Genomic DNA, 17,603 nt, shown 5'->3' with positions numbered 1-17,603 from the left:
AATAACCTTCATAAATCGATGAAGTTTGAAATTTCTATTTTGACCAAACCCAAAACAAGTAGAGTTTTAAGGACATATCTGATTCACACTGGCGCGGTCATTGGAGCCGCAAGGACAAAAGAGAGGTAGGGCTTTTGTTGTATTGGTAGTCAATTATTCTGTAACCCATCTATACAAGGAACCAACTGTAGCTGAATTATTCAATTAGCTGTCAGGGGTTAAATATACAGCAACACATGCTGATACACCAAGGATAAACGAAATATTAGAAGGTTTAACCTTTCTAATATTTCAACAAAAACACCCGGAAAATTTCCGGGTGTTTTTTCATGTTAATGAATTCATGGTGATATCATATTAAAATATCTGAAGGAGCTTTATTTTTTCTCTTTATACGAATGTATAACTTTTGAATAAAGATGCCTAAGAGAAGAAATACCAGCAATAGTAAAGCAATCGTTCCACCTGGAGGGGTATTGATATAATAGGATGCTGTAAGTCCACTGAAAATACCAACAAATCCAATGCCTACCGCTGTGAACAACACTGCTGTAAATCCTGTAGCAATACGTAAAGCTAATGCCGCAGGCAGCACCATAAGTGCGGATACTAGTAGTACACCTACAATTGGCATAGACGCAGCAACCGTCATACCCGTTAAGACCGAGAAAGAGAACGATAGTAGATTCACACGTACGCCCCCGATTTGAGCAGTCTCCTCATCAAAAGTCATGCTATATAACGGTCTTCGTAGCACAATAAAATATAAAAGACCGATGATGGCTACACCTGCGATGAACCACAGCTGTGTTTCATTCACAGCTACAATGGAACCAAATAAATAAGAACTGAAGCTTTTACTCATATTATCTTGTAAACTCATTAATACAACGGCCAGCGCAAGCCCTGAGGTCATCATAATAGCTACAGGCATCTCGCTATAAGTCCGATAGTTACGTCGCAACTGTTCGATGGCAATGGCCCCAATAACCGCCGTTAGAAATCCTGCCAAGGTCTGATTCACATGAAGTAATGCTCCTAGTGCAACTCCTGCCAAAGATACATGCGACAGTGTGTCTGCCATAAGAACCTGACGTCGAAGCATCAAGTAGACACCTAAGATTGGGGCAATAATAGCAATTAAACCTCCGGCCCAAAATGCGCGCTGCATGAAGTCGTAGTCAAACACTGCCATCCCTCCCGTTCTTTGCGTTCTAAGTGAATAATCCGATCCAAATAGCCTTCTACCTCTTCCAGACCATGCGTTACCATAATGACCGTACATTGATGAGAGTCCACATAATGCCGTAACAATTGCATGAATCCTACTTTGCTCTCCTTGTCCATCCCCGTGGTTGGCTCATCTAACACTAACACATTAGGCTCTTGTGCCAATGCTCTGGCAATACATATCCGTTGCTTCTGTCCTCCAGATAAATCACCAATTCGTTTGTTACGATAATCCCACATTCCCACTTGCTTGAGACTACGTTCCACAATCGCTTCCTGCTCTGGACCGAACTTTTTAAATAGTCCCATCTTGGAATAACAACCGGAACGAACCAATTCAATCACTTTACTAGGAAAGCCACTGTTGAACGAAGCTACCTGCTGAGGTATATATCCAATAGACAATTTATTTCCCTTTATAATATCTAAATTCAGGGTCACAGTGCCACTCCAAGGTTTAAGTAGTCCTAAGATTAGCTTTAAAAGTGTGCTCTTAGCCGCTCCATTAGGTCCTGTAATCCCAACAAATTCACCCACTGCAATATCAATTGAAGCATTCTCAATGACAGGTTTATCATCATATCCGAATACAACGTTGCGCATTGAAGATAAAATCATCCTTACTCCCCCAATCCATTACTATCTTAAACTTGTAACTCCAAATAATACTTTAATAAATTAGTCAATAGTCTGATTCTATAGGAAGTTAGATGAGTTGTAAATAGTATTTATTACGATTAGCGAACACAATGAGTATAAAGAAAGGAACTCCTTCGGTGATTATCACCCGAAAAGTCCCTTTTTAGTAATCGTGACATAACCTATGTTAAAGGAGTGATTATGCCTATGCCAAACTATCGAATTATTGTGGATCTTTCCGATCGTCGTCTGTACCTACTTGACTCAGATATCGTTGTCAGAGAATTTCCGGTTGGGATCGGTACTATGCTAACACAAACGCCTGCGGGTGATTATACAATCATTAACAAACAGGTCAACCCCGGTGGTCCCTATGGAGCAATGTGGATGGGCTTGTCTAGACCACACTATGGTATTCACGGCACGAATGACCCTTCTTCTATCGGCAAGCTAGTCTCACATGGATGCATACGCATGTACAATCATGATGTCCTTCAACTTGCTTCATTAGTTCCTATCAGCACACGTGTGACTATCCGTCCTTAATGCTGCTGTTATCCAGCACCGAACCTGAATGGGCAATCTTACTAGATCCCCTTGAACTCGCGCCTTCTTTTAAATACTGTATCAAAATCTCTGGAATATTATACATTCCACCTGCATTAACACGATATCCGTTCTGTTGTCCGGGTCCATTGATTCCCTTTTTCACGGTGAAAGTCACTTGAATTCCAAGCTCCCTACTCACACTCAGGAGAGAATCTGTATATCCCCCATATGGAAAAGCCAACACATCATTCACATTCCCCAGCTTTTCACGCAGTATGTTACCGGCCTCAGCCAAATCATGATGAACTCGTTGTTTAAAGTCTCCCTCACTTTCAATATGATTATGCTTCTTATCATTTAATGGCCCCATCAGGGCTGGCCGTAACTTTGTTTTTCCTTCAATAGCAATGGGAGCATACCCATGTGAATCAAATGTATGATTATAGAAATCAATGCCTGAAGTATGCATCTGCCTAATCTGTTCCCAGCTTAACTTTGGAATCCCTACATGCTTTGGATTATCTATCGTAGACACGATCAAGAAATTTGTTGCAGGGATACTATACTTATTTAATATTGGATATACGTGCTGATAAAACGTTTCATATCCGTCATCGAAAGTCATCAGCACTGCATTATCAGGGACAGGCTCGTGATGAACTACAAAATTTACATACTGGTCCATCGTGATCCATTTAAATCCGTTATCCCTCATCAATTGTATTTGATGTTCAAATACGTTCACATCTATACTTTTCTCATCTGTAGGGTTGGGAGAAACATCATGATACATCAGTACAGCGACATTATTCTTATAATATATACGATTTGGCGTTGGCATTGTTGAGAATGGACCTTGAGTTAACAATTTTGCGGGTCTAGATTGATTATGACCATGCTCTCGTACGAGGGGATGATATGTATAAGTACCTTGACTCCATAAGAAGTAGGTTGCAAATATAATGATGCACCCTAAAGTTATTACTGCCTTTCTATTCATCATAAGCACTCCTTGCTATCTATATAAGTAGGCATCTTATATTAGACGATAAAAAAGATGGTTTTGTTTCGATATGTATTAAAAAAAAAATAGACCCATTCATGAAATGAACAGGTCCAGCTAATTCGTTAAGAGACACGGCTATATGTTCTATTCCTTATCTGACTGCCCCACTCACAATCTTGAGTACGGAGACACGATTAAGCTTCGTCTTTCCAGCTTCAATAGCGTCAAGTGTTCCATTCGCAAGGGCAAGTGGTATTTTGCAGAAATTATAGATGGGATCAAGCTTTATACGGTTGGTATAACTCTCCGCATCCTTCAAATTCTGACGAGCATAGGACATCATCTCATCAAAACTCCAGCCTGGCGGATGGAAATTGACACCTCGCTCCATGTCCTCCACACGATTGCTAATAATATTAACAAGCTGTAGACCTCGTCCGAAAGCAACACTCTTATCTTTACTTATATTAGACTCTCCATAGAGATCCCACAGATCAGAGAGCATAATTCCAACTAAACCAGCTACGTAATAGGTATAGTCGTCCAGATCTTCTTTATTTTTAATGTCCCAATTCTTCATAACCCACTCGGCCATTCCTTGTGCCATCGTAGAGGTGTACTGACAGATTAGTGACTTGGTCTGTGGAGGTGCAAGCTTAATCCAGTCCGCTAGGCGAATACTAACTGCAGGTAAGTCCTTCATATAGGGTTCAAATAAAATACTAAACTCCTCATCTGTGTAGGATGTGTTTAGTAATGAGGACACCGATTGTAACAGATGAATTTTGGTCTCTTTGGTCATCGTCGGATGATCTTCAATTTCATCTATGGCTCTCATGCTTAAATACCCCGATATAACGGCTTCCTGCAATCCTGGGCCTAGATGACTAATTGGAATAATAAAAGTTCTGCTAGTCTCTGCTAGTGCCTTTTTTGCATCTTTTAATAGTGCTGTATTCCGTTGCACAACTCCACTTCCCCTCTCAACTCATAGCTGTCTTATCATAACCTCTGAATTAGTATTAGATTCTATAATCATACAATACATTTACCCCAGATGCACATCCTGTCATCATTTTTAAATAATTGTACCTATAAAATTAATGATATTCACAATATGACCCACTAAACAGGTGAATACAACTGTAACAATATAGAAAAAACCGTTAATGAACATTAACGGTTCCGAACATCTAACGTCTTATTCTACTTACCAAATTTATTCGCATACCTAGCCAGAATGGTTCCTAGTGTACCTACATCTAACGTATCCGTGCTTTTCCAATCCTCACTGATTCCTAATTGATCAACTAGCCATTGCTTACCCGTTTCTTTCCATTGAGGCGGTTTGGGTTCTACTTCAGGCGGTTCTGAAGGAATCGTAGTCTTCGGATCATATGCTGCTCTTAGTTGCGCCTCTGAACCTTTATATTCATTCATATCAACGTTACCTGAGATCCCCTTCACTGTACCTGAACTTGAATACTGAAGAAACTCCCATTCCTTCCATCCTCCACGATCGTTCGGACTACTATCTTTGTTGTAGTACGCATACCACAACTTGATATCTCGGAACGAAGAGTCATCCAACGAAGTATCTATAAAATTTGGAAACGTATATATCATCGGAAATATCCCCGTACGCTGTTTGAAATAGTCAACCCACGCTCTCACAGTCTTCACCGTATTGGTTCGACTTCCAGCTTCATTCGTTTCAATATCGAGGACAAACGGTAATTTCATGCTATCTTCAACAGGATCAGTCACTGTTAAAAAGTAATCCACCTCAGCTTTCACATCTGCCGGACTTGCGGCACGAGAGAAATGATAAGCGCCTACTAACAATCCTGCCATCGTAGCGCCTTGTACATTCGCGATGAATTTCTTATCTTTAACAGATTTACCCTCGCTAGCTTTAATGAAAGCAAATACGTGCCCCTCGGCTCGAACCTGCTGCCAATTGATGACGCCCTGCCAATGAGATACATCAATTCCTCGTGCATTCGAGCTACTTCTCACCTGCATAATATCACCCTTTTTTACAGTGTATGAATACACCCTTATTCATGCCTGTACTCAATTACCACTAAATTTTTCGCCTAGTACCTAGTACTTACACACAACTATTACTTTATCATCATTAAATTAAAGATATATTCATTTTCGCACCCAATCTTCTACTCCATTTCAACAAAAACACCTCTAATATTTTATTTGCGCACTTGATTTATCTGTACAGATGATTTATATTAATTGATGTATCAATCATTGATATATCAATTAATAGCACACAATTATTTTGTCCATAGTTTATAAGGAGGTATACTTTGACCCCATCATTATCTGAGGAAGCTCATATTTTTGACCAATTGCAGTCTCTTAATAAACAGATTAGTACTAAGTTTGAACGTTGTGCAGGTATTAGTCCATCACGATTGCAGATCTTAAATCAGCTATATCAAGTAGATGAAATTAGTCAAACCACACTCCAAAAAGAAGTGAAAATTGACAATGCAGCAGTCACTCGGCACATAAAACAACTTGAAGTAGCGGGTATGGTATCAAGGCGTAACAATCCCAATGATAATCGAGTCACACTCGTGACACTCACGAATCATGGACGGCAAGAAATCATCGCCTATAAGAATGAGAAGCAACAATTTATTACGCAATTGCTTAAAGACTTCAAGGACCACGAGCGCAGTGCGCTGTCCGAGATGCTCAACCGGATGATCAACCATATTAGCCATTTTTAAAATTTAGAAACTTGAATAAATATGACCAAAGGATGGTCATCCTATATCTAACATACAAAGGAGAAGCTATACACTATGAATTCCATCAAAACAAATGATTTTACAGAAATTATTACAGGACGTCGTTCAATCCGAGTTTATGATCCATCCGTCAAAATTAGTCGTGAAGAGATGACTGAAATACTTACAGAAGCTACCCTTGCTCCCTCTTCAATTAACTTACAGCCATGGCGCTTTGTTGTTATTGAGAGTCCTGAGGCAAAAGCGATCCTTGCGCCGCTAGCACGATTCAATCAAACGCAAGTTGAGACATCTTCAGCAGTTATCGCTGTCTTTGGTGATCTAAACAATTTCGACAAAGCCGAGGAAATATTGGGTAAATCCGTTGAGCTTGGTTATATGCCTCTAGAGGTAAAAGAGATGCAACTTTCAAGATATGCAGCTCATTTCTCAGCACTTGATCCTCAAGTTAACAAAGAGACCGTCCTCATTGATGGGGCTCTTGTATCTATGCAACTCATGCTCGTAGCTCGCGCTCATGGATACGATACAAATCCAATCGCTGGCTATGAGAAAGATCAGATTGCAGAGGCATTCGGATTAGATAAAGATCGCCACGTTCCTGTTATGCTTATATCCATAGGTAAAGCAGCAAACAGCGGTTATAACTCTGTACGTCTACCTATCGATACAATTGCTCAATGGAAGTAATATAGAAGGAAAACGGATCACTACTGGGGGAACATTAAATGATCATTATTCATGCTACATTTAACGTTATTGCTGATAAGCATCAAGCATTTATTGAGGAGATTCAACCTTTACTTGAAGTCTCGAGAGCAGAAACTGGAAATATCTCTTACGACTTATTCAAAAGTACCGACAAAGATAATATATTCACTATGGTTGAAGTTTGGCAAGATGCCGATGCAGTAGCAAGCCACAATGCTAGTACACACTTCACTTCTTTCGTAGGTAAGGCTGGCAACTTCCTGGCTGCCCCACTAGATGTTAAATCATTTGACGGACAAGCCATCTATTAAAGGCCTAATATCTTATAAACAGTTAACCCCCTAAACAGTTGCTTTAGGGGGTTAACAATGATGTAAGAACGACTAATGAATTCGTAATGCAGTATAACCGTTCTTTTTCAACATTTGAATGATGTTGTCTTGTCCAATAAAATGACCTGCACCTGCAATGACAAAGTACGTATTTCCCGTCCCATCATTTAGATAGCCACGTATTTTTTCCTCCATGCCTACATTGCGATCTTCAAATATATATTGATTATATAAAAATGCTTCTTCTGATACATACGCAGACTCTTTCAATAGATCAGCAAGCCCTTTGGCGTCACTCTTCTTCCAAAGTGAGGCTAACACATCTATGCCGCTGCCAGCACCCTCTGTCTCAGGTGTCACAAGCATATCCCTTAGTAGCACTTCTTGAAACTCAGAAGTAACATCTGCTAGCATATTCAATTGAAAATCCATACCTTCTAGCTCCAGGATCGGCTTCTTACCAGCCTTACTTAAGAAATAGCTATCAATACCCGGAACTTCACTGTAACCTTCCTTAACAGCGAGCGATGACAGTACGTTCTGTACTAACCATGGCTTTAAGCCGTCGAGTCCATTCTCTGGTAATCCATTAGCTTTCAAGAAGTCAGTCAGCTTAGCATATAGTTCTGGAGAAATATGATCTTGAATCGTTTCTCCTTCTGGATATGTTCCTTTTTCTAAAGTTTGAGCCGCAAACTTCTCTTGGTCCATATGTACAATATCTGCTTCAACAACTATTTTGTCCGAGATAGAGAACGCCTTCTCCACTGTTGAACTAAGCGGATACATATCTTTACTAGCTACATGAATTGAACCTAGTAAGTATACTATATTGTCCCCCTTTTTCAGTTTCCAGAAGAAACCTTTTGAATCCGCTTTGTGAATTGTCTTTGTTCCACCATTTGATACGACAACTTGTGATTCTGCGGCGAATGCCGGCACAACCAACATCATAGAAATCGTTGTGATCAATAGCGCAGACCATAACTTTTTAAACATGCTCTTTCCCCTTCCCACACTGCTATATTATGCCATATACCAGTCTAGCGGTATCCCAAATATTTTACAAGAGGCTAAATCAAAACATAGGTTAGCTAGCAAATACCCTATGCTTTGATTTAATAGTAAATCGTTTTGTTTATATTGGATTTCAACCAAAATAATTAAGACTCATCGCTTCTCGTACTTCATGCATCGTTGATTGAGCAATGGTACGAGCTCGCTCCGTTCCTGTCATCAAAATATCTTCAACCATGCTAGGTCTGTGTTTATAATAAGCCCTACGTTCCTGCATCGGCTCTAGAAGCTCCTCAATAGACACACTTATGAGTTTTTTACATTCAACACACCCCATAGTTCCCTTCTGGCAATTTTCATGAATTTCTGATGATCCCTCTGGGCGAAAAGCACAATGATAAGCATAAATCGGACAAATATCTGGATGTCCGGGATCATGCTTATGAATTCGCGCAGGATCAGTAACTGCTTTACGTATTTGGTGAGAAATATCTTCAGCTGAAGAATCAAGATCAATAGAATTTCCAAGACTCTTACTCATCTTCGCACGACCATCCGTACCTACTAGCCGAGGCATATCACTGATTAGTGGCTTAGGCTCCACAAGTATAGGCTTATACAATTCATTAAATCGACGTACAATTTTACGCGTTAGCTCCAGATGAGGAAGCTGATCTTCACCTACGGGTATAATCGTTGCTTTACAAAAGGTAATATCCGCAGCCTGGCTCACAGGATAACCGAGGAAACCGTAATTCATATCATCTAGCCCGCTATTTCGCGATTCCGATTTAATCGTTGGATTATGACGTAGCACATTCACAGTAACGAACATGGAGTATAATACGGTTAACTCGGAAATTTCAGGTATCATGGATTGAACAAAGATCGTTGTAGATTCAGGCTTAATTCCAGCTGCTAAGTAATCTAGGGTAATCTCCCTTAAATGGCTTCGTATTAATTCTGGTTTATGGAAATGAGTCGTCAATGCCTGAACATCTGCTAGCAACACGAATGTCTCAAACTGATCCTGAAGCATAACCCGATTCTTTAGACTTCCGACGTAATGACCAAGGTGGAGCTTTCCGGTCACACGATCTCCTGTTAATACTCTTTCTTTTAACATAAATAGGCCTCCTCATATTTGGAACATCCCAAGGTACATCAACAAGTAATTCAACATATAGTCGCCACCACCAGCCATCCTCCATGGCCATCACCCCCTTTAATACTCCACAAAGTAGAGCCTATGCTTCGAGCTTTAACCCACGTTCTTTTCGGTTACCTCAAATACATTTTCTTTTATACACAAAAAAGCCTCACCCAATAAAGGACGAAGCTATCGTGGTACCACCTTAATTAACCGATCCTTCTGCATACATAGCAGAGTATCGATTATCTCAAACATTACGGAGCTCCATGTACGAACTCTTATAATGCTCCTGAGGATAACGGGAGGAACCCCGGCCTTCCCTACTACATCATGGTGATGATTCAGCAAAGCAACTCCGAAGGCCATTCAACGATACGCTAGACACCGGTTCACAGCAACCACCGGCTCTCTGAAAGTCTTTATCGTACCTCTACTTACCCTTCATCACAGCTGTTAAAATATTTTATATATTATATTCCCAATGTAAGCCCGCAGTCAATGTGTATTCATTAAATAAATACGGCTTATCCATTAAAACAGGTAGGTAGATTCTCTAAAAAAGAACTTACCTGTTTCCTATATCTATTTTATGATTCTATTTAGATATAATCACAAGTTATGAATTATATATTTCCCCAATCGTAAAGCCATTGATAGAAGTCAATTTACCTCTCCACCATCCGAGATTTAGATTTCCTACTATCACTCTAGCATCTTTCAAGTGGATATATGATGGTAACTGAATCTCCCCGTCCTCATCATAGTCTCCATCATTATCAGCATATCGCTCTTTGCCGAAATCAGTGAAAAATTCTGAAAGTCTTCTCCCACTCATCCCCGTGTTATTGAGCATCCCTGCTACACCATCACAATATGTCTTACCCGATACCAGCTTACCACTAATTAAAGTTCCCCCAACCGTCAAGGTCACTGTCAAATCTAAATCTAAGGTCTCATTATTCGATCTAAACACCAAAGTTGCTAATAAGTCGTCACGCAAATCATCAATATTCATTTCTTGTATTCCTTCTACTATATTATCATCCATTAATGAATCACCTACCTATAAGATTTACTAAGCTAACTCTAGCATTATCATACATTTTTTGCTATATCACATTTACTTCATAACAATTATATCCACACCCACAATCTAATAATCATCATATAATATCGTCCAATCTATCCATTTAAACAAAAATAAGCAGCCATTAATCGAATTTTATGCAAAGAAAAAACCCTTGCAGGGCAAGGATTTAAAGTACTTCTACTATGAAGCGGGTGATGGGAATCGAACCCACGCTATCAGCTTGGAAGGCTGAAGTTCTACCATTGAACTACACCCGCGTAAAAATTAGTATCGGGACGACACGATTTGAACATGCGACCCCCTGGACCCAAACCAGGTGCTCTACCAAGCTGAGCTACGTCCCGATATTATATATATGAAAATGGTGCGCCCTAAGAGATTCGAACTCCTGGCCTTTTGATTCGTAGTCAAACGCTCTATCCAGCTGAGCTAAGGGCGCACATTACATTGTAACAATGGAGCGGACGACGGGAATCGAACCCGCGACCCTCGCCTTGGCAAGGCGATGCTCTACCGCTGAGCCACGTCCGCAAACATATGGTGCGCGTGGAGGGACTTGAACCCCCACGTCATAGACGCTAGATCCTAAGTCTAGTGCGTCTGCCAATTCCGCCACACGCGCACACTTGATAAGAAAATGGTGGGTTATGAAGGGCTCGAACCTTCGACACCCTGATTAAGAGTCAGGTGCTCTACCAACTGAGCTAATAACCCTTACTAAAAATGGCGGAACCGACGGGACTCGAACCCGCGATCTCCTGCGTGACAGGCAGGCATGTTAACCAACTACACCACGGTTCCGCACTATTATAAAGATGGTGCCGTCGAGAGGACTTGAACCCCCAACCTACTGATTACAAGTCAGTTGCTCTACCAGTTGAGCTACAACGGCGTATGATGGTGGAGGCTGAGGGGATCGAACCCCCGACCCTCTGCTTGTAAGGCAGATGCTCTCCCAGCTGAGCTAAGCCTCCATACACATTCAAAATAATAATAATAATTGGTGACCCGTATGGGATTCGAACCCATGTTACCTCCGTGAAAGGGAGGTGTCTTAACCCCTTGACCAACGGGCCTAAATAATAATAATGGCGGAGAGAGAGGGATTCGAACCCTCGAGACGCTTTTGGCGCCTACACGATTTCCAATCGTGCTCCTTCGGCCAGCTCGGACACCTCTCCATAAATGGCTCCCCGAACAGGGCTCGAACCTGTGACAACTCGATTAACAGTCGAGTGCTCTACCAACTGAGCTATCAGGGAATAGAATTGAACTGCTGACCTACTTACTTACTAAAAGAATATTTATGCTTATGTAAGTGAAAGAAATCAGGCAAAAAAAATACCACAAGGATGTGGTAACTGCTTGGCGACGTCCTACTCTCCCAGGACCCTGCGGTCCAAGTACCATCGGCGCTGGAGGGCTTAACGGTCGTGTTCGGGATGGGTACGTGTGGAACCCCTCCGCTATCGCCACCAAACAGGATTTTTCAACTGCTTGTCTACTTTGTATACCTTATACAAAATATTCAATTCCCCTAAAGAGATGCAATTTAAAATCAGCACAAGGTTTAATCCTTGAAAACTAGATACGAAACGAATTTGCAAGTTTAAAACAGCATATGCTTCCGAAGTAGTTTCACTTCATGAAACTTTTAGGATAAGCCCTCGACCGATTAGTATTGGTCAGCTCCATGCATTACTGCACTTCCACCTCCAACCTATCTACCTCGTCGTCTTCAAGGGGTCTTACTAATTGGGAAATCTCATCTTGAGGGGGGCTTCACGCTTAGATGCTTTCAGCGTTTATCCCGTCCGCACGTAGCTACCCAGCTATGCTCCTGGCGGAACAACTGGTACACCAGAGGTGCGTCCATCCCGGTCCTCTCGTACTAAGGACAGCTCCTCTCAAATTTCCTGCGCCCACGACAGATAGGGACCGAACTGTCTCACGACGTTCTGAACCCAGCTCGCGTACCGCTTTAATGGGCGAACAGCCCAACCCTTGGGACCTACTTCAGCCCCAGGATGCGATGAGCCGACATCGAGGTGCCAAACCTCCCCGTCGATGTGGACTCTTGGGGGAGATAAGCCTGTTATCCCCAGGGTAGCTTTTATCCGTTGAGCGATGGCCCTTCCATGCGGTACCACCGGATCACTAAGCCCGACTTTCGTCCCTGCTCGACTTGTAGGTCTCGCAGTCAAGCTCCCTTCTGCCTTTGCACTCTTCGAATGATTTCCAACCATTCTGAGGGAACCTTGGGGCGCCTCCGTTACTCTTTAGGAGGCGACCGCCCCAGTCAAACTGCCCACCTGACACTGTCCCCGAACCGGTTTACGGTCCTAGGTTAGAACCTAGATACGATCAGGGTGGTATCCCAACGGCGCCTCCGTAGAAGCTTGCGCTCCTACTTCTCAGGCTCCCACCTATCCTGTACAGATCGTACCCAAATCCAATATCAAGCTGCAGTAAAGCTCCATGGGGTCTTTCCGTCTTGTCGCGGGTAACCTGCATCTTCACAGGTATTAAAATTTCACCGGATCTCTCGTTGAGACAGCGCCCAAGTCGTTACGCCATTCGTGCGGGTCAGAATTTACCTGACAAGGAATTTCGCTACCTTAGGACCGTTATAGTTACGGCCGCCGTTTACTGGGGCTTCGGTTCATAGCTTCGGGTTACCCCTAACCACTCCCCTTAACCTTCCAGCACCGGGCAGGCGTCAGCCCGTATACTTCGCCTTGCGGCTTCGCACAGACCTGTGTTTTTGCTAAACAGTCGCTTGGGCCTTTTCACTGCGGCCCCCTCGTGCTATTCACACTACCGGGGCACCCCTTCTCCCGAAGTTACGGGGTCATTTTGCCGAGTTCCTTAACGAGAGTTCTTCCGCGCGCCTTAGAATACTCTTCTCGCCTACCTGTGTCGGTTTGCGGTACGGGCACCTTCTCCTGGTTAGAGGCTTTTCTTGGCAGTGTGAGATCATGACCTTCGCTACTATAATTTTCGCTCCCCATCACAGCCCAGCCTTATTGATGTGCGGATTTGCCTACACATCAGCCTCACTGCTTAGACGGACACTTCCATCAGTCCGCGTCACTACCCTGCTGCGTCACCCCATTACTCATAACGGATTACGGTGGTACAGGAATTTCAACCTGTTGTCCATCCACTACGCCTTTCGGCCTCGCGTTAGGTCCCGACTTACCCTGAGAGGACGAGCCTTCCTCAGGAAACCTTGGGCTTTCGGCGGATCAGATTCTCACTGATCTTTTCGTTACTTATACCGGCATTCTCACTTGTATGCTGTCCAGCGCTCCTTACGGTACACCTTCAACCTGCATACAACGCTCCCCTACCCCTGATGCAAAGCATCAAGCCATAGCTTCGGTGGCGTGTTTAGCCCCGTTACATTTTCGGCGCAGAGTCACTCGACCAGTGAGCTATTACGCACTCTTTCAATGGTGGCTGCTTCTAAGCCAACATCCTGGTTGTCTGTGCAACTCCACATCCTTTCCCACTTAACACACACTTGGGGACCTTAGCTGATGGTCTGGGCTGTTTCCCTTTCGACAATGGATCTTAGCACTCACTGTCTGACTCCCGGAATTCGAGTCTATGGCATTCGGAGTTTGACTGAGTTTGGTAACCCTTGCGGGCCCCGCACCCAATCAGTGCTCTACCTCCACGACTTATTTCCGAGGCTAGCCCTAAAGCTATTTCGGGGAGAACCAGCTATCTCCGAGTTCGATTGGAATTTCTCCGCTACCCCCACCTCATCCCCGCATTTTTCAACATGCGTGGGTTCGGGCCTCCAGTGCGTGTTACCGCACCTTCACCCTGGACAGGGGTAGATCACTCGGTTTCGGGTCTACGTCCACGTACTAAAATTCGCCCTATTCAGACTCGCTTTCGCTGCGGCTCCGGCTTCTCACCTTAACCTTGCACGGGAACGTAACTCGCCGGTTCATTCTACAAAAGGCACGCCATCACCCATAAATAGGGCTCTGACTTTTTGTAAGCACACGGTTTCAGGTTCTATTTCACTCCCCTTCCGGGGTGCTTTTCACCTTTCCCTCACGGTACTGTTTCACTATCGGTCGCTAGGTAGTATTTAGCCTTAGCAGATGGTCCTGCTAGATTCATACGGGGTTTCACGTGCCCCGCACTACTCGGGATCCGTCTCGGAGGGATTAGACTTTTGGTTACAGGGCTTTTACCTTCTATGCCGGGCCTTTCCAGACCTCTTCACCTAACCTAATCCTTTGTAACTCCATGTGAGACGTCCCACAACCCCAAAGAGCAAGCTCCTTGGTTTGGGCTGTTCCGCGTTCGCTCGCCGCTACTGACGGAATCACTATTGTTTTCTCTTCCTCAGGGTACTTAGATGTTTCAGTTCCCCTGGTCTGCCTCTACATTCCCTATGTATTCAGGAATGAGTAACTGCGAATTACCACAGCTGGGTTTCCCCATTCGGACACCCCCGGATCAAAGCTTGCTTACAGCTCCCCGAGGCAGTTTCGTTGTTCGCCACGTCCTTCATCGGCTCCTAGCGCCTAGGCATCCTCCGTGTGCTCTTAGTAGCTTAACCATTTCGCTCATTTGTTGCGCTGTCCGCTCTCTTGTCCGTTCATTTCATCTATTGAGTGAACCCATTAGAGGTTAAAATGAATTCCCAAAGGATCGATCATCACATCAAATTCGCTAGCTACCTTTACACTACATTCAATTCATAATGAGTTGAATGTTAAATATAAAAGAATGTTTTAAATCGCAAATTCGTTTCGTTATCTAGTTTTCAAGGATCAAGGTCATTTCTACAAGAGAAATAACATGTTTGAAAGATTGCTCTTTCAAAACTGACAACGAGTGAGGAAATATTCATGGAATCTATTGTTCCATAAGTCTTATCTTGACTCTTATATGAATGTTTCCGTTGCAGGAAACGATTCTCCATAGAAAGGAGGTGATCCAGCCGCACCTTCCGATACGGCTACCTTGTTACGACTTCACCCCAATCATCTACCCCACCTTCGGCGGCTGGCTCCCTTGCGGGTTACCCCACCGACTTCGGGTGTTGTAAACTCTCGTGGTGTGACGGGCGGTGTGTACAAGACCCGGGAACGTATTCACCGCGGCATGCTGATCCGCGATTACTAGCAATTCCGACTTCATGCAGGCGGGTTGCAGCCTGCAATCCGAACTGAGACCGGCTTTGGTGGGATTGGCTCCATCTCGCGATTTCGCAGCCCGTTGTACCGGCCATTGTAGTACGTGTGTAGCCCAGGTCATAAGGGGCATGATGATTTGACGTCATCCCCACCTTCCTCCGGTTTGTCACCGGCAGTCTGTTTAGAGTGCCCACCATAATGTGCTGGCAACTAAGCATAAGGGTTGCGCTCGTTGCGGGACTTAACCCAACATCTCACGACACGAGCTGACGACAACCATGCACCACCTGTCTCCTCTGTCCCGAAGGCCGCCACTATCTCTAGTGGATTCAGAGGGATGTCAAGACCTGGTAAGGTTCTTCGCGTTGCTTCGAATTAAACCACATACTCCACTGCTTGTGCGGGTCCCCGTCAATTCCTTTGAGTTTCAGTCTTGCGACCGTACTCCCCAGGCGGAGTGCTTAATGTGTTAACTTCGGCACCAAGGGTATCGAAACCCCTAACACCTAGCACTCATCGTTTACGGCGTGGACTACCAGGGTATCTAATCCTGTTTGCTCCCCACGCTTTCGCGCCTCAGCGTCAGTTACAGCCCAGAGAGTCGCCTTCGCCACTGGTGTTCCTCCACATATCTACGCATTTCACCGCTACACGTGGAATTCCACTCTCCTCTTCTGTACTCAAGTCACCCAGTTTCCAGTGCGACCCGGGGTTGAGCCCCGGGATTAAACACCAGACTTAAATGACCGCCTGCGCGCGCTTTACGCCCAATAATTCCGGACAACGCTTGCCCCCTACGTATTACCGCGGCTGCTGGCACGTAGTTAGCCGGGGCTTTCTTCTCAGGTACCGTCACTCCAGGAGCAGTTACTCTCCTGAATCTTCTTCCCTGGCAACAGAGCTTTACGATCCGAAAACCTTCATCACTCACGCGGCGTTGCTCCGTCAGACTTTCGTCCATTGCGGAAGATTCCCTACTGCTGCCTCCCGTAGGAGTCTGGGCCGTGTCTCAGTCCCAGTGTGGCCGTTCACCCTCTCAGGTCGGCTACGCATCGTCGCCTTGGTGAGCCGTTACCTCACCAACAAGCTAATGCGCCGCAGGTCCATCTGTAAGTGACAGATTGCTCCGCCTTTCAACATCTCCTCAGGAGAGAAAATGTATTATCCGGTATTAGCTACCGTTTCCGGTAGTTATCCCAGTCTCACAGGCAGGTTACCTACGTGTTACTCACCCGTCCGCCGCTGAGTATTAGGAGTGCAAGCACTCCATCAACTCCGCTCGACTTGCATGTATTAGGCACGCCGCCAGCGTTCGTCCTGAGCCAGGATCAAACTCTCCAATAGAATTGAAAAGAGCGATATGCTCATTTTGAAACAAACTGGCGAGAATTTGCATTCTCTACCAAATGATTTCTCATTTGTTTTGACTTCACTTTCGTGAAATCTTTACTCACTCGTTGTTCAGTTTTCAAAGATCAATTTCTCTTTCGTCATCACCAGTTTTTCTCGGCGACAACTACTATATCTTATCATGTCCGACTCAGTTATGCAAGCTTTATTTTCAACGTCATTTTCATGTGATTGTTAAGCTTTCTGGTTCGTGTTGACCGACGTTTAATGTCCGGATAAATAATATATCACGTCTGTAAGTAATGTGCAAGCTTTTTTATTAATTTTGAATAAACACTGCTATTACACATAATGCGAGCGCATTGGATGTCCTTTATTTGCTCATCATATAATCTTGCCAACAATAAGTGAGTTCATGACAACATCCACCAACAAATTTCACCCATTTAATATGCCGATGTAGTATCTTTAATATTTCCCTTCATCTATATAGTCTTATTATAGCCTCATTTATAACCTACTCTATCTTCTCATTTTATTTATATAATAGAAATGATGCAAGAGAGATCTCAACAATAGAACAA

At 43.7% G+C, this 17,603-nt stretch carries 12 protein-coding genes, 12 tRNA genes, 3 rRNA genes and 1 other annotated feature; of the genes, 4 read left to right on the top strand and 23 right to left on the bottom strand.

The features are described from left to right. Nucleotides 1–352: 352 nt before the first annotated feature. Together UB51_RS24290 and UB51_RS24285 are read right to left on the bottom strand one after the other, a co-directional pair. On the bottom strand, nucleotides 353–1,195 hold the full coding sequence (locus tag UB51_RS24290; protein WP_044879510.1) for a metal ABC transporter permease: 843 nt from the start codon (nucleotides 1,193–1,195) through the stop codon (nucleotides 353–355). After that, nucleotides 1,141–1,848, bottom strand: coding sequence for a metal ABC transporter ATP-binding protein (locus UB51_RS24285; protein WP_044879509.1), 708 nt, complete (start codon nucleotides 1,846–1,848; stop codon nucleotides 1,141–1,143). The genes UB51_RS24290 and UB51_RS24285 overlap by 55 nt, the downstream gene beginning before the upstream one ends. Before the next feature lie 228 nt (nucleotides 1,849–2,076). Here UB51_RS24285 and UB51_RS24280 point away from each other — a divergent pair, with 228 nt between their 5' ends. Continuing rightward, on the top strand, nucleotides 2,077–2,415 hold the full coding sequence (locus tag UB51_RS24280; protein WP_044879508.1) for a L,D-transpeptidase: 339 nt from the start codon (nucleotides 2,077–2,079) through the stop codon (nucleotides 2,413–2,415). On the opposite strand, the gene UB51_RS24275 is transcribed toward UB51_RS24280, so the two are convergent. The 3 genes from UB51_RS24275 to UB51_RS24265 form a co-directional block, all read right to left on the bottom strand. Further along, complete coding sequence (locus UB51_RS24275) at nucleotides 2,402–3,421, bottom strand: polysaccharide deacetylase family protein (protein WP_044879507.1); 1,020 nt, start codon at nucleotides 3,419–3,421, stop codon at nucleotides 2,402–2,404. The two genes, UB51_RS24280 and UB51_RS24275, sit on opposite strands and share 14 nt — an antisense overlap. 154 nt (nucleotides 3,422–3,575) lie before the next feature. Beyond that, the gene (locus tag UB51_RS24270; protein ID WP_044879506.1) at nucleotides 3,576–4,391 is read right to left on the bottom strand and encodes a squalene/phytoene synthase family protein; all 816 of its coding nucleotides are present in this window, start codon (nucleotides 4,389–4,391) and stop codon (nucleotides 3,576–3,578) included. Nucleotides 4,392–4,630: 239 nt separating this feature from the next. Then, nucleotides 4,631–5,449: a glycoside hydrolase family 25 protein gene (locus tag UB51_RS24265; RefSeq protein ID WP_052676062.1), complete on the bottom strand. Its 819-nt coding sequence runs from the start codon at nucleotides 5,447–5,449 to the stop codon at nucleotides 4,631–4,633. A 302-nt stretch (nucleotides 5,450–5,751) separates the two neighbouring features. Between UB51_RS24265 and UB51_RS24260 the strand changes: the two genes are divergently transcribed. The 3 genes from UB51_RS24260 (at nucleotide 5,752) to UB51_RS24250 (ending at nucleotide 7,223) form a co-directional block, all read left to right on the top strand. Then, on the top strand, nucleotides 5,752–6,180 hold the full coding sequence (locus UB51_RS24260) for a MarR family winged helix-turn-helix transcriptional regulator (protein WP_044879505.1): 429 nt from the start codon (nucleotides 5,752–5,754) through the stop codon (nucleotides 6,178–6,180). A 75-nt stretch (nucleotides 6,181–6,255) separates the two neighbouring features. Further along, nucleotides 6,256–6,891 carry a nitroreductase family protein gene (locus UB51_RS24255; protein ID WP_044879504.1) on the top strand — a complete coding sequence of 212 codons (636 nt, stop codon included), beginning with the start codon at nucleotides 6,256–6,258 and terminating at the stop codon, nucleotides 6,889–6,891. A gap of 38 nt (nucleotides 6,892–6,929) precedes the next feature. Then, nucleotides 6,930–7,223, top strand: coding sequence for a putative quinol monooxygenase (locus UB51_RS24250; protein WP_044879503.1), 294 nt, complete (start codon nucleotides 6,930–6,932; stop codon nucleotides 7,221–7,223). A 72-nt stretch (nucleotides 7,224–7,295) separates the two neighbouring features. On the opposite strand, the gene UB51_RS24245 is transcribed toward UB51_RS24250, so the two are convergent. The 18 genes from UB51_RS24245 to UB51_RS24160 all read right to left on the bottom strand — a co-directional run bounded on the left by UB51_RS24245 (nucleotide 7,296) and on the right by UB51_RS24160 (nucleotide 17,013). Then, on the bottom strand, nucleotides 7,296–8,243 hold the full coding sequence (locus tag UB51_RS24245; RefSeq protein ID WP_052676061.1) for a TraB/GumN family protein: 948 nt from the start codon (nucleotides 8,241–8,243) through the stop codon (nucleotides 7,296–7,298). Between the two features lie 151 nt (nucleotides 8,244–8,394). Next, nucleotides 8,395–9,387, bottom strand: coding sequence for a tryptophan--tRNA ligase (trpS, locus tag UB51_RS24240; RefSeq protein WP_044879502.1), 993 nt, complete (start codon nucleotides 9,385–9,387; stop codon nucleotides 8,395–8,397). Between the two features lie 200 nt (nucleotides 9,388–9,587). Beyond that, nucleotides 9,588–9,871: a binding site (T-box leader), on the bottom strand. Between the two features lie 159 nt (nucleotides 9,872–10,030). After that, a complete protein-coding gene (locus tag UB51_RS24235) occupies nucleotides 10,031–10,462 on the bottom strand; it encodes a hypothetical protein (RefSeq protein WP_044879501.1) in 432 nt (143 codons plus the stop codon). A gap of 228 nt (nucleotides 10,463–10,690) precedes the next feature. Beyond that, nucleotides 10,691–10,761: transfer RNA gene (locus UB51_RS24230), tRNA-Gly, on the bottom strand. Nucleotides 10,762–10,774: 13 nt separating this feature from the next. Further along, a tRNA-Pro gene (locus UB51_RS24225) sits at nucleotides 10,775–10,848 on the bottom strand. 18 nt (nucleotides 10,849–10,866) lie between these two features. After that, a tRNA-Arg gene (locus tag UB51_RS24220) sits at nucleotides 10,867–10,943 on the bottom strand. A 17-nt stretch (nucleotides 10,944–10,960) separates the two neighbouring features. Continuing rightward, nucleotides 10,961–11,035, bottom strand: a tRNA-Gly gene (locus UB51_RS24215). A gap of 7 nt (nucleotides 11,036–11,042) precedes the next feature. Continuing rightward, nucleotides 11,043–11,126: transfer RNA gene (locus tag UB51_RS24210), tRNA-Leu, on the bottom strand. A gap of 16 nt (nucleotides 11,127–11,142) precedes the next feature. Then, a tRNA-Lys gene (locus UB51_RS24205) sits at nucleotides 11,143–11,218 on the bottom strand. 10 nt (nucleotides 11,219–11,228) lie between these two features. After that, a tRNA-Asp gene (locus UB51_RS24200) sits at nucleotides 11,229–11,305 on the bottom strand. Between the two features lie 15 nt (nucleotides 11,306–11,320). Further along, a tRNA-Thr gene (locus UB51_RS24195) sits at nucleotides 11,321–11,396 on the bottom strand. A 6-nt stretch (nucleotides 11,397–11,402) separates the two neighbouring features. Next, nucleotides 11,403–11,478, bottom strand: a tRNA-Val gene (locus UB51_RS24190). Nucleotides 11,479–11,505: 27 nt separating this feature from the next. Continuing rightward, a tRNA-Glu gene (locus tag UB51_RS24185) sits at nucleotides 11,506–11,580 on the bottom strand. 13 nt (nucleotides 11,581–11,593) lie between these two features. Continuing rightward, nucleotides 11,594–11,685, bottom strand: a tRNA-Ser gene (locus UB51_RS24180). Between the two features lie 5 nt (nucleotides 11,686–11,690). Then, nucleotides 11,691–11,766: transfer RNA gene (locus UB51_RS24175), tRNA-Asn, on the bottom strand. Between the two features lie 101 nt (nucleotides 11,767–11,867). Further along, nucleotides 11,868–11,984 (bottom strand): 5S ribosomal RNA (gene rrf / locus UB51_RS24170). A 175-nt stretch (nucleotides 11,985–12,159) separates the two neighbouring features. After that, a 23S ribosomal RNA gene (locus tag UB51_RS24165) occupies nucleotides 12,160–15,089 on the bottom strand. 368 nt (nucleotides 15,090–15,457) lie between these two features. After that, nucleotides 15,458–17,013: ribosomal RNA gene (locus tag UB51_RS24160) — 16S ribosomal RNA — on the bottom strand. The 16S, 23S and 5S rRNA genes sit together here with 12 tRNA genes alongside, the layout of an rRNA operon. Nucleotides 17,014–17,603 lie beyond the last annotated feature (590 nt).

Source organism: Paenibacillus sp. IHBB 10380, assembly GCF_000949425.1.
Taxonomy (GTDB): Bacteria; Bacillota; Bacilli; order Paenibacillales; family Paenibacillaceae; genus Paenibacillus_AQ.
The sequence above is the reverse complement of the archived record's forward strand: the minus strand, read 5'-3'. Positions and strand labels throughout refer to the sequence as shown.

What these genes read in the sequence shown, in the direction of transcription:
- UB51_RS24290 (WP_044879510.1), bottom strand. Translation starts at nt 1,195, where the DNA reads ATGGCAGTGTTTGACTACGACTTCATGCAGCGCGCATTTTGGGCCGGA.
- UB51_RS24285 (WP_044879509.1), bottom strand. Translation starts at nt 1,848, where the DNA reads ATGATTTTATCTTCAATGCGCAACGTTGTATTCGGATATGATGATAAA.
- UB51_RS24280 (WP_044879508.1), top strand. Translation starts at nt 2,077, where the DNA reads ATGCCAAACTATCGAATTATTGTGGATCTTTCCGATCGTCGTCTGTAC.
- UB51_RS24275 (WP_044879507.1), bottom strand. Translation starts at nt 3,421, where the DNA reads ATGATGAATAGAAAGGCAGTAATAACTTTAGGGTGCATCATTATATTT.
- UB51_RS24265 (WP_052676062.1), bottom strand. Translation starts at nt 5,449, where the DNA reads ATGCAGGTGAGAAGTAGCTCGAATGCACGAGGAATTGATGTATCTCAT.
- UB51_RS24255 (WP_044879504.1), top strand. Translation starts at nt 6,256, where the DNA reads ATGAATTCCATCAAAACAAATGATTTTACAGAAATTATTACAGGACGT.
- UB51_RS24250 (WP_044879503.1), top strand. Translation starts at nt 6,930, where the DNA reads ATGATCATTATTCATGCTACATTTAACGTTATTGCTGATAAGCATCAA.
- UB51_RS24245 (WP_052676061.1), bottom strand. Translation starts at nt 8,243, where the DNA reads ATGTTTAAAAAGTTATGGTCTGCGCTATTGATCACAACGATTTCTATG.
- trpS (WP_044879502.1), bottom strand. Translation starts at nt 9,387, where the DNA reads ATGTTAAAAGAAAGAGTATTAACAGGAGATCGTGTGACCGGAAAGCTC.
- UB51_RS24235 (WP_044879501.1), bottom strand. Translation starts at nt 10,462, where the DNA reads ATGGATGATAATATAGTAGAAGGAATACAAGAAATGAATATTGATGAT.